This window comes from Desulfobacter latus (genome assembly GCF_013389365.1).
GTDB classification, from domain to species: Bacteria; Desulfobacterota; Desulfobacteria; order Desulfobacterales; family Desulfobacteraceae; genus Desulfobacter; species Desulfobacter latus.
Map to the genome: position 1 here is coordinate 1 of NZ_JACADJ010000035.1, position 11,835 is coordinate 11,835.

General features: G+C 46.4%; 10 protein-coding genes. 4 read left to right on the forward strand and 6 right to left on the reverse strand.

Annotation, left to right across the window (positions count from 1 at the left end; genetic code table 11):
* Window positions 1-236 precede the first annotated feature (236 nt).
* From HXW94_RS10780 to rsmG, 6 genes are all read right to left on the reverse strand, one after another.
* Window positions 237-1,004, reverse strand: coding sequence for a DUF697 domain-containing protein (locus HXW94_RS10780; RefSeq protein ID WP_178366910.1), 768 nt, complete (start codon window positions 1,002-1,004; stop codon window positions 237-239).
* 82 nt (window positions 1,005-1,086) lie between these two features.
* Complete coding sequence (gene holA, locus HXW94_RS10785; protein WP_178366911.1) at window positions 1,087-2,346, reverse strand: DNA polymerase III subunit delta; 1,260 nt, start codon at window positions 2,344-2,346, stop codon at window positions 1,087-1,089.
* Complete coding sequence (gene lgt / locus HXW94_RS10790) at window positions 2,333-3,103, reverse strand: prolipoprotein diacylglyceryl transferase (RefSeq protein ID WP_178366912.1); 771 nt, start codon at window positions 3,101-3,103, stop codon at window positions 2,333-2,335. Before lgt ends, holA begins: the two co-directional genes overlap by 14 nt.
* Before the next feature lie 9 nt (window positions 3,104-3,112).
* Window positions 3,113-3,607 carry a signal peptidase II gene (lspA, locus tag HXW94_RS10795; protein WP_178366913.1) on the reverse strand — a complete coding sequence of 165 codons (495 nt, stop codon included), beginning with the start codon at window positions 3,605-3,607 and terminating at the stop codon, window positions 3,113-3,115.
* The gene (gene ileS, locus HXW94_RS10800) at window positions 3,607-6,405 is read right to left on the reverse strand and encodes an isoleucine--tRNA ligase (RefSeq protein ID WP_178366914.1); all 2,799 of its coding nucleotides are present in this window, start codon (window positions 6,403-6,405) and stop codon (window positions 3,607-3,609) included. The genes lspA and ileS overlap by 1 nt, the downstream gene beginning before the upstream one ends.
* A 187-nt stretch (window positions 6,406-6,592) precedes the next feature.
* Entirely contained in the window at window positions 6,593-7,234 is a 642-nt protein-coding gene (gene rsmG / locus HXW94_RS10805; protein WP_178366915.1) for a 16S rRNA (guanine(527)-N(7))-methyltransferase RsmG, read from the reverse strand.
* A 319-nt stretch (window positions 7,235-7,553) separates the two neighbouring features.
* On the opposite strand from rsmG, the gene fusA reads away from it, so the two are divergent.
* The 4 genes from fusA to HXW94_RS19855 all read left to right on the forward strand — a co-directional run bounded on the left by fusA (window position 7,554) and on the right by HXW94_RS19855 (window position 11,784).
* Window positions 7,554-9,641, forward strand: coding sequence for an elongation factor G (gene fusA / locus HXW94_RS10810; protein WP_178366916.1), 2,088 nt, complete (start codon window positions 7,554-7,556; stop codon window positions 9,639-9,641).
* A gap of 26 nt (window positions 9,642-9,667) precedes the next feature.
* Window positions 9,668-10,363 carry a hypothetical protein gene (locus tag HXW94_RS10815; protein ID WP_178366917.1) on the forward strand — a complete coding sequence of 232 codons (696 nt, stop codon included), beginning with the start codon at window positions 9,668-9,670 and terminating at the stop codon, window positions 10,361-10,363.
* Window positions 10,364-10,786: 423 nt separating this feature from the next.
* The gene (locus tag HXW94_RS10820) at window positions 10,787-11,089 is read left to right on the forward strand and encodes a sll1863 family stress response protein (protein WP_178366918.1); all 303 of its coding nucleotides are present in this window, start codon (window positions 10,787-10,789) and stop codon (window positions 11,087-11,089) included.
* Window positions 11,090-11,241: 152 nt separating this feature from the next.
* Window positions 11,242-11,784: a peroxiredoxin-like family protein gene (locus HXW94_RS19855; protein WP_281357832.1), complete on the forward strand. Its 543-nt coding sequence runs from the start codon at window positions 11,242-11,244 to the stop codon at window positions 11,782-11,784.
* Window positions 11,785-11,835: the final 51 nt, after the last annotated feature.

The window sequence follows — 11,835 nt, forward strand, 5'->3', positions numbered from 1 at the left end:
GCTCGTAGTGCATCCGACAGGTTAGAACTGAGCTATACGCTTCGAGAGATAGGTGGTTCGCCGCTGACAGTCAATCAACCTGTTTAAGACCAATATCTATATTTCTCTATGGAGTTGGTAACTATAGTTCTTAGAAATTTGTAACCTAATTTAAGAGTATAGGAATTTCCATCTCCCAGTACCCAGCACCCAGCACCTAACAGCCCGCCCAAAGGGCGCTAATTGAATGATCGAGCTTAAGCCTTGATGTTCCGGAAACTTTCTGATAGCCATTCTGAAATCTTGCGTTCATCCACACCACTGAGGGCACGCAGGTTATCCTTAAAGGTTTTCATTTCCTCGGGCCCCCTTGTGAAATATACATTTGCTCGTTTTCCGATGATATATGTGGACAATACATTGGTGCTTGCCGAAGTGGCCATACCAATGACCGGAATAGCCTTTGAAAGCCATTTCCGTGCCCCAATTTCACCGACCTTATGTGACAAACTTTTTACCGCCTTACCACTGATAGTATTGATGCCGGCACTCAGGCCCGTCACCGTAAGTAAGACCTCACTGCGCTCTTTCTCCGATAATTGTTTCCCATAGGCTTCAGCGATTTCCAACACAAGCTCGGAATGCATTTTCAGTGTGCTGCTGATATCAGCGACAAGTCCGACAGTCAGCGCCAAAGCCGTTCCCAGTCCCGGGATGACGCTGGAGGCTGATGTTGTAACCCCAATGGCGGCTGTTTTCCGGCATTTGGCTTTTATCAGTTTTTCAACCACTTCGGCATCAGAAAGGCCCGGATATTTTTTTTTCATATCCCGGGCTTGTTTAATTGCTTTATCCGGATTTACGCCACTGAATCGTTTAACCGAATAATTGAACAATTTTATAGCAGCCTTTTGCGCAAGTCCCTTTGTCGGCATTTTGGCGTCTTGATCGACAGTATGTGCGACCATATCCTGTTCAAGTTTTTCGACAATGGCAAGCGCTTCGTTTTTGTTCTGTTTAATCATTGAATCACCTCATTACCGAACGTCACAACTCAATACATGGCATGTATTGAAATCGAAGTTAATCCACTTATTTTCCTGGGAATCAATGCGCCCTGCGGCACAGAGCCATAATAAAATTTTCAAGCCCTGTGGCAGCGTCCCCCCCGGATGATTTAATACAATAATCAAGGTCGGCAAGCGCAGACAGTGCGTGTGTCAGTTCTTCCAGGGCAAAATTTTCAGATTTTAAAAAATTTTGAAATATAGGATAAGGATTTCTGGGATTGGGAGCCAGCAAAAGGTCATTGGCCGGCAGTTTGGCAGACTTATTTTTATCGTCCCCACCCATGAAAAGGCTTATGTTTTCTTCGTCCGCTTTCAAGGTCTTTGCATCCCAGTCAATCATTGCAGGTAAAAGCATTTGTTTGAACGCATTGAACGGCATATGTTTTAACGGTGGCCCCCCTGCTCTGCCCGTATTCAGACCCGTTGTGAAGCACTTGATGGCTAAAAGTTTTCTCGTCTGCTTTTCAAGGGTTTTTAAAATCTGCAACGGATGAAATCCGTCGGACAACAAGGCCGATAAAACGGTAAGTGCTTTGGAGGCATCCCGATCCATTACCGCATTGGTCAGGGTAAATATGGGGTCCTTTTTATCTTTATGCACCACAGTCCCAATATCGGCCACAGATATTTGGTTTCGGCCCGCAGTATATGCCAAAAGTTTTTCAATGGCATTTGCAAATAACTCCGGATTAAAGCCTGTCTGATCCACAAGCGCTGCAAACACATCCGGGGCCATCTGTTTGCCGGTTTCCGACAACATCTGCCGGCTGATATCCCGCAGCACAGCCTGCTGTTCTTCGATGTCCGCTTTCCTGGCCCCTGTGGCAACAGTGCAGTCCACCACCAGCCCGTGTTCAAGGATAAGCTTGTATATCTTTTTTCTGCGGTCCGGCGTCCCCGTGGTAAACACAAGCACATGATTATCAGGGATGCCCTCTTCAACAAGGCGGATCAAAATCTGAAGATCCGTTTCACTGTAGCTGATCTCACCGGCGGACGCTTTTATTAAAAAAAGCGGTGCATCCTTTACCGCAATGACTTTTCGGGTGCCCAGAAAAGAAAACGTACCGGCCTGTTCGGCGATCTCACCCACGGGTGTGGCTTTCCCGTCCAGGACATCAAGTGCGAACTGTTTTGACTCTCCTTTAAGCAGTACCGGAACCAGGGTATCCAAAGCATTGCGCACCAGAAAAGGTTCCCCGCAGATCAGCACGGTTTTGAGCGTATCGTCCTTTGACAGCGCGTCAAGTGTACCGGCAAGGGCCTTGTATGTAACCAGGTTGCTAGGGGCTGTCATGCCGGGATCTCAGCTTGATGATCATGAATATTAAAGCGATGCAGGAGACCAGCAACCCGATGCCCTGGGACAGTGACAAAAAATCAAAAAAGAAATTCCCCCTGAAATCTCCCCTGAAAAATTCAATAATGGACCGGAACACGGAATAAAGCATGATATAGCTTAAAAAAACCATGCCGTTGAAGCGTTTGCGCCGTTGTATGGCCAGAAGAATCAAAAAAAGAACAAAGTTGGCGGCAATCATATACAGCTGGGTGGGGTGCAAAGGGATATTCAGGGGGGCTAAGCTGTCCGGGTTGGTAAACGTTATGGCAATGGGCAACGAACACGGTTTGCCGTAACAGCATCCGGCAAAAAGGCAGCCGAAACGGCCCACGGAATGTCCTAATGCAAGGCCGGGAGATAAAACATCGGCGGTTTTCCAGATATCCATTTTTTTGATGCGTAAAAATATAATAGCCCCAAGGGTGCCGCCGAGAAAGCCCCCGAAAAAAACCAGACCACCGTTCCAGATTTTAAAAATATCAAGAAAATTATCCCTGTAGGTGTTGAGATTAATCAGCACATAAAGCATACGGGCACCGGCAAGGGCGCTGATCAAAACCGTAAAAAAAAGATCTGATACGATTTGATCCGGAACACCATAAAATCTTGCATTTCGTTTTGTGAACCAGATGGCAATAATAAAACCTAAGGCCACGAAAAAACCATAAGTATAAAGCTTCAGACCACCGATCTGAAGAAGAATCGGATGCATGGGTACCCCTTATATTTCAGGCAGTTTGTTGAATATTACGTGGTAAATTAATATACCCATTCCAATGGTAATGGCTGAATCCGCAATATTGAAGGCCGGCCAGTGAAGGGTGCCGACATAAAAATCCAGAAAATCCACCACTTTGCCAAACCGGAACCGGTCAAGCAGATTTCCCAAGGCACCACCAAAGATCAGGGCCAGGCCATAGGATAGAAAAATGTGGGAGTCGGCTGTTTTCCGGTAAAGCCAGAGTACGAACAGGGCAACCCCGGAGGATAAAAATAGAAAAATGAATTTTCTGATCCCGGGGGACTGTTCGGCAAAAAAACCGAATGCCCCGCCGGGATTAAGTATATGGGTGATGTTAAAAAAGTGATCCATCACCACAATATGGGCGTGCAGCGGCAAATGTCTTACAATAAGCCATTTGGTGATCTGGTCCAGCAAAAGAACACAGATACTGACCAGGACAAGTCGCCGCATGGGTGTTAAAAAACCGGTCATCAGCCCAGAATGGCTTTAAGGGCCTGGGTGCAACGGGGACAGGTCGTGGGATGCTCCGGATCAGTTCCCAGATGCTCATCAAACCGCCAGCACCGTTCACATTTTTCACCGGACGCTTTTGACACTTTTATGGCAAGGTCGTCAATCTCTTTTCCCTGGTAAATATCGCCGCCGTCCAGGGAGTCCACCACCCGGGCGTCGGATACGATAAAAATATCATTGAGATCAACAGCCAAAGATGCCACCTGGGCTTCAAGGTCGCCCTGGGGCAGTTTGATTTCAACGGCGGCATCCAGGGGATGGCCGATGAGTTTGGCTGTTCTTGCCTCTTCCAGGGCCTTGGTAACTTCTGCCCGCAATGCCCGGATATTTTCCCACTTGGCCGCAAGGTCCCTGTTCTCAAGGGTATCATCAATGCTGACCATATCTTCCATGTGAACACTCTCTTTTCGGCCGTCACCCAGGGGCATGTGGGTATAAATCTCTTCAGCCGTAAAGGGCAGGATCGGTGCCATGATTTTTACCAGAGCATCCAGTATCATAAACATAACGGTCTGGGCATCTTTACGGGTATCTGAATTTTCAGGGCTTGTGTAAACACGATCCTTGATAATATCCAGATAAAAGGAGGAGAGATCCACCACGCAAAAGTTATGAAGGGTATGATAAATTACATGAAATTCATAGGCATCATAGGCGGCCCGGCACCGTTTTACCACATCATGCAGGCGGTGGAGGATGAACCGGTCCAGCTCGGCCATATTTTCAATGGGTCTGATCTGGGACGGGTCAAACCCGGTAAAGTTACCTAAAAGAAACCGGCAGGTATTTCTGATTCTTCTGTAGGCATCCGAGAGCTGCTTGATGATGTTATCGGAAATGCTGACATCCCCGCGGTAATCCGCTGACGCCGCCCAAAGGCGTAATACGTCGGCACCATACTGCTTGATCACCTTGTCCGGGGCCACAACATTGCCCACGGATTTGGACATTTTATGGCCTTTTTCATCGACCACAAACCCGTGGGTGAGTACGGCCTTATACGGGGCATGGCCGGTTCTGCCCACAGCGGTCAACAGTGAAGAATGGAACCATCCGCGATGCTGGTCAGAGCCTTCAAGGTACATGTCCGCCGGACGTTGCAGCCCCTCTCTTTCCTCCAACACGGCAGCATGGCTGACACCTGAGTCAAACCACACATCAAGAATATTTTGATCTTTGGTAAACGTGGTTGAACCGCAATCATCGCACACCGCACCCTCAGGCATCAGGTATTGGGCATCTTTTTCAAACCAGATGTCCGAAGAAAATTCAGTAAAAAGTTCATGGATACGGTCCACGGACGCCCGGGTCACATACACCTTTTTGCACTTGGTGCAGTGAAATACAGGGATGGGAACCCCCCAGGAGCGCTGGCGGGACAGACACCAGTCCGGCCGGTGTTCAATCATGGAATAGATACGCTCCCTGCCCCAGGACGGAATCCAGTGGACATTGTTGATTTCATCAAGGGCTTTTTGCCGCAGCGCCAATTTGTCCATGGAGAGAAACCACTGGGGGGTGGCCCGGTAAATAACCGGCTTTTTACAGCGCCAGCAGTGGGGATAGGAATGGGACATGTTTTCCTGCTTGAGCAGCGCCCCGTTTTCTTCCAGGGTTTTATTGATTTCAGCATTGGCCTTAAAAATAAACTGGCCCTCAAACCGCTCAACCCCCTGGGAAAAGGTTCCGTTGTCTTCCACAGGCGAATAACACTCCAGACCATAGCGTTTCCCTGCAATATGGTCATCGGCACCGTGACCCGGGGCCGTATGCACACAGCCGGTTCCGGCCTCAAGGGTGACGTGATCCCCCAGAATAATCAGCGACGTCCTGTCATAAAAGGGATGGCGGCAGTTGCGATTTTCAAGGTCTTTTGCAGACAGGTCGGCAACGATGGCATAATCTTCTATGCCAAATTCGCCCATTACATGCGCCACAAGTTCCTTGGCCATGATCAAAATGCCCTGGTTTTGTGTTTTAACCGCCGCATAAATAAAATCAGGATGCAGACAGACACCCAGATTGGCCGGCAAAGTCCAGGGGGTCGTGGTCCAAATGACAACAGAGACGGTTTCTCCGCCTGCATCAAAAAGATCTTTGATATCATCCGTTACAGGGAATTTAACATAAATGGACGGGGAGGTATGATCGTGGTACTCAATTTCAGCTTCAGCCAGCGCGGTGTTGCAGTTGCAGCACCAGTAGATGGGTTTTTTGCCCAGGAACATATCCCCTGACAGGCCGAATTCACCGCACTCTTTGGCGATGCGTGCTTCATAGGGATAGTTCATGGTCAGATAAGGCGCATCCCACTCCCCTGCGACCCCAAAGCGTTTAAACTCTTCTCTCTGGATATCCACAAAGGATGCGGCATAGGCCCGGCACTCCCGGCGTACCTGCACCGGTGTCATATCTTTTTTCTTTTTACCCAGCTTTTTGTCCACATTGTGTTCAATGGGCAGGCCGTGGCAGTCCCAGCCCGGGACATACGGTGCGTTAAAACCGCACATCTGCCGGGAGCGGACGATAATATCCTTTAATATTTTGTTGATGGCATGGCCCATGTGAAGATGGCCGTTGGCATAAGGCGGACCGTCATGGAGAATAAAAAGGGGCTTGTCCTTGGATTGTTCCCGCAGTTTTTTATATATTTTCTTCTGCTCCCAGGCTTTGATCATCTCAGGTTCACGCTGGGGCAGGTTGGCCTTCATTGCAAATTTGGTAGAAGGCAGGTTCAGTGTTTTTTTATAATCCATTATTCCTAAATTCCTTTTGCCTTTCGAATGCGGTTTCAAGTCTTATATTAAAGTCAAAACAACTTATTGAATTACTTCTATATTTCTTTGTGGGTTGCGTCCGGGGGGAGGTGATAAACCCGGTCAGCCCATGCCTGTTGTTATCAAACTTTTCTTTGTAATGGCAGCAAAGGGAAAAGTCAAGAATTTAGCGGAATTTAAGAATAACCACAAACCGTTGGGCATCGACAAAAGGCAGGCTATACGTTTCATGTATAATATGAAACTGCTTCTGAAGTTCAGGCGTAATCTCTTCCAGGGCATGCGCCCCTTTCAGGGCATAAATCCTGCCGCCGGGTGCCAGCAGAGGACCGGCAAGTGCTGCAAGTTTTCCAAGATCCGCAAAGCCTCTAGCTGTTACTGCATCATACATTTGGAAATGCTTAGGATATTTGGGAAGGTCTTCCACCCTTGCGTGTACCGCGCGGATGTTGTCAAGCTTTAAAGTGCGTACCACATGGTTTAAAAAGCTCACCTTTTTTCTCACCGCATCCACCATGGTCATATCCAGATCCGGGCAGATTACTTTCATGGGAACGGCAGGAAATCCCGCACCGGAACCGATATCCATGACCCGTGCCGGCCGCTCCAGAAAACTTGCTGCAGCCAGCGCATCAGCAAAATGTTTATATGCCACATGCCGGATATCCGTTATGGCGGTCAGATTCATTTTGGTATTCCAGTGCATTAATTCCCGGGCATGGGCAACCAGCAAACCCGTCTGGTCCGGTGACAATTTCAACCCAAGAACATCAGTACCTTTTTTAAGGCAACGGCAAAATTCCTTCATTTATATGTACAACCCATTATTTTTTTGAAAATGCACCTTGATCGGCCCTATCCATCCTCGCCATAAAGCTAAAAATTTACGATCAATCTTATAATCTGCCTTCATGAAATTCAATAATAAAAAATATCAATTATAATTGATTCTATTAATAAAATAGTGTATTTTATTTCTCTTTATTTTATTTGACATTTTAAATTCTAAAAAAATTTAACAAGATCATAATAAAACTATAGTATGAAACATGAGGGCTGCGCCTTTGGCAATGGTCGCGCTTAATATTGGTTTCAAAGGATTTTTTTATTTTTAAGGACAAAACAAAATGATCAGAGATCTTGAACGGGTAAGAAATATTGGAATCAGTGCCCATATTGATTCCGGTAAAACCACGCTTACTGAAAGGATTCTTTTTTATACAAACCGAATCCATAAAATCAACGAAGTCAGGGGCAAAGACGGCACTGGTGCGGTCATGGATTCCATGGAACTGGAAAAGGAAAGGGGCATTACCATTGCTTCTGCGGCCACCCATTGTGAATGGAACAACCATGCCGTTAATATTATTGACACACCGGGCCATGTGGATTTTACTGTGGAGGTGGAACGGTCCCTGCGGGTTCTGGACGGTGTTGTTCTTATTCTTTGCTCGGTATCCGGGGTACAGTCCCAGTCCATTACCGTTGACCAGCAGATGAAACGCTACGAAGTGCCCTGTATTGCGTTTGTCAATAAATGCGACCGTTCCGGCGCCAACCCGCTGAAAGTATGCGGGCAGCTTAAAGATAAACTCGGCCATAATTCCGTGATGCTTCAGCTTCCCATAGGCCTTGAAGATAAGCATGAGGGCATTATTGACCTTGTTAAAATGAAAGCCTGTTATTTTGAAGGCGACAGCGGGGAACGAATGGTTGAAGCCGACATCCCTGCCGAACTTAAAAATGATGCCGATACAGCCAGGGAAGAGATGATCGATGCGGTGTCCCTGTTCTCCGAAGAACTGACGGACGCTATTCTTGAGGAAGGAGAAATTACCGAAGAGATGATCATGTCTGCGGTCAGGACCGGCACCATTGCCCGGGAGATGACCCCTGTGTTTCTGGGTTCAGCCTACAAAAATAAAGGGGTTCAGCCGTTGCTGAATGCGGTTCTCGATTACCTGCCCTGCCCGTTGGATATTAAAAATGAAGCCATTGATCTGGACAATAACGAAGAAGCTGTTATTCTGGATAGCGACTTTGACAAACCCACCGTGGCGCTGGCCTTTAAGCTGGAAGACGGGCAGTATGGTCAGCTGACCTATATCCGTGTTTACCAAGGCTGTGTGAATAAGGGAGACACCTTGATCAACGCCAGGGATCATAAAAAGGTCAAAATCGGTCGTCTCATCCGTATGCACTCCAACCAGATGGAAGATGTGGATGCGATCCCGGCCGGTCATATCGGTGCCATATTCGGTATTGACTGTGCATCGGGCGACACCTTTGTTTCACCGGACGTCAACTACTCCATGATGTCCATGCACGTCATGGACCCGGTTATCTCTTTGTCCATTACGCCGAAGGATAACAAAGCCCAGATCAATATGTCCAAGGCTTTAAACAGATTTACCAAAGAAGATCCTACATTCAAGACCTATGTGGACCATGAAACCGGCGATACAATTATCCAGGGTATGGGCGAACTTCATTTAGAAGTTTATGTGGAGCGCATGAAACGTGAATACAAAGCCGAGGTTACCACAGGCCAGCCCAGGGTGGCTTACAGAGAAACTATTACCCGAAAAGCGCCGTTTAATTATACCCATAAAAAACAGACCGGTGGTGCCGGCCAGTTCGGCCGGGTGGCAGGGTTTATTGAACCCACTGAAGAAGAATTTGAATTTGTAAACAAGATCACCGGTGGCCGTATTCCCACCCAGTATATTCCGGCCTGTGAAAAAGGTTTTGAGAGCTGCCTTGTAAAGGGTCCCAGCCTTGAGTTCCCGGTAACCGGCATCAAGGTCTCCTTGGAAGACGGTGCCTACCATGCCGTTGACTCATCTGAGATGGCATTTCAGTCAGCCGCCCGCGGCGGTTTTCTTGAGGCTTACAACAAAGCAAAACCTGTTATCATGGAACCCATTATGAAGGTGGTTATTGAAACCCCTAATGAATTCCAAGGTGCCTGCATGGGGCTGATCAACCAGCGACGCGGCATTATCCAGGGCTCCCAGGAGGAAGGAACCATGTCGGTTATTGAATCGCAGGTTCCGCTGTCCGACATGTTCGGTTTTTCAACGGTTTTAAGATCCGGCACCCAGGGCAAGGCCCAGTTTACAATGGAATTTTCTTCCTATAAACAGGCACCCCAATCTGTTGCAGACGAAATTGCCAAGAGAAAAGCCGAAGAAAAAGCAGCCAAAAACAAATAAGATCTTTTTGATATAAGAGAGGAAATATGCTTAAAAATGACCTCATTTTAAGAAGCCCGGCAGAAAAAATCATTGGTGCCGAAAACATTACAAATGGTCAGTTCGGTGCCGTGCTTTCCCGGGCCGGCGTCGGCAAAACCAGATTTCTGATCCAGATTGCCCTGACACGTCTGCTTTGCGACGAAAAAGTACTTCACATCAGCTTATGTGACACCATAGAGAAAATAACCATAAGATATAATGAAGGCTACACCAGTCTTGTCGACAGCATCGGTTATGTAGATGCCCAGATTGCCGAGCGTCTATGGGATGAGATACAACATCACAAAACCGGTATTGCATACAACCAGTCCACATTTAATGTAAACAAAATCAGAGATTATCTGGATAGTATTAAAGGGGCCGACCTTTCCCTGCCCACCCTGATGATCATTGACGGCCTTGATTTTGACAGCGACCTGTCAGATGCACTTTCTGAATTAAAACAACTTCAACAGGATTTCGGTCTTTGCACCTGGTTTTCCATGAAAATCCATAGGGAAGACCCCCTGAACCATAACGGTTATCCAATTCAGCTGGAAAATTACGACATGCTGTTTGACAGGGCCGTATTCCTTGTTCCCATGGAAAATAAAATTCAGGCCATTACACTTAAGGATGGAGACAGAACGGACCAGAAATTTTTGCTGAATTCGGCCTCACTGATGCCGGTGGAAGAATAAAATTCGCACAAAGAGACACAAAGACGTTATTCGACTTTGTGTCTCTTTGTGTTTTTGAGGCTTTGTGCGAGAATAAAATCAGAATTTGGTTCTGAGAATCCCCTGTCCATCAACGATGATCCTATTCAATAAATTAGCGCCCTTTGGGCGGGCTGTTAGGTGTTGGGTGTTGGGTTCTGGGTACTGGGTTCTGGGTTCTGGGTTCTGGGAAATGGAAATTCCTATACTATAAATTTAGGCTTGCAATTATCTGTGAATATTGTATAGTAAATAATCATATAACTTTATAAGATTTTCGTCAGTTGCTGCCTGGATATTCGAAGACTGTTCTTATCTGTTATTGTATGACGATATCTTTGGAATTTGTGAAAGGTTATATGTCTAAAATCGCCATTTCATTAATCTAATTGCAGAGGAGAAATCATGGACGTTAAAGACTATTGTAAAGCAATGTTGGCTGAGGTAACTGCTTGGGAAAAAAAATTAGAAGCAATGAAAAAGACTGCAGATGGTTATGGTTCTGCAGCAAAAGAAAAAATGTTACCACTCATCGGTCAGCTGGAACAAGAAGTAGCGACTGCACAGGCGCGTGTTACGCAACTGGAAAATGAATGCCCGTCAGATTGGTCTCCATTAAAAAATGAACTGGATGAATTATTTGGCACAATCGGCAGCAGCGTTGACAGAGCCTGGATGGATCTTGAAGGTGGTAACGTCGGCGGCTAAAAAGAAATTTCATAATTTTTAGTCTCAACTAAACCTTAAAGGCCTCAGTTTTTAAAAATTGAGGCCTTTTGTTGTTTTACGCGATCATCAAATTTTTAGGGAATTTGTTCAAATTCAAGGCGGAGACAATTTTTAACCGGAGGCGTTTAAAAATGGCATACGAAAATATTTCAACTGAAAATCTTGGTGAATTGACAGTTCTAAATGAGCAGAGAGAACAGGTGAAAATATCAACGTTGTGGCGAGAAAAAACTGCGGTCTTAGTATTTATCAGACATTTTGGATGAGTCTTCTCCCGTCAGCAGGTTGCTGATCTTGCCCATAACGCAAAGCGATTCAGTGAACACAATATGGATCTTATCGTAATCGGTTCGGGTGACCCTGTCCACTTCGCGGAATTCCGTGAAAAAACAGGATACCGCGGGTTACTCTTTTCTGATCCGTCACTCAACGCGTTTTCAGCTTTAGGGTTTTCAAGCGGCATGAAAGCATTTATGAGCATAGGAACATTATTTAACGCGGCATCGGCATTCAAACAAGGCTATCGACAGGGGTCAACTCAGGGAGATACGTTTCAGCTTGGTGGCGCGATTGTCGTAGATACGTCAGGCACGGTACGCTACTTTTTTGCATCGAAAAAAGCCGGTGATCACCCAAAGGTTGATGATTTGTTAATGGCACTTGAGGACTACTAAGCAGGATTCCAAGATAAACGGATCATTCAAAATAAATTTCCAATTCCAACG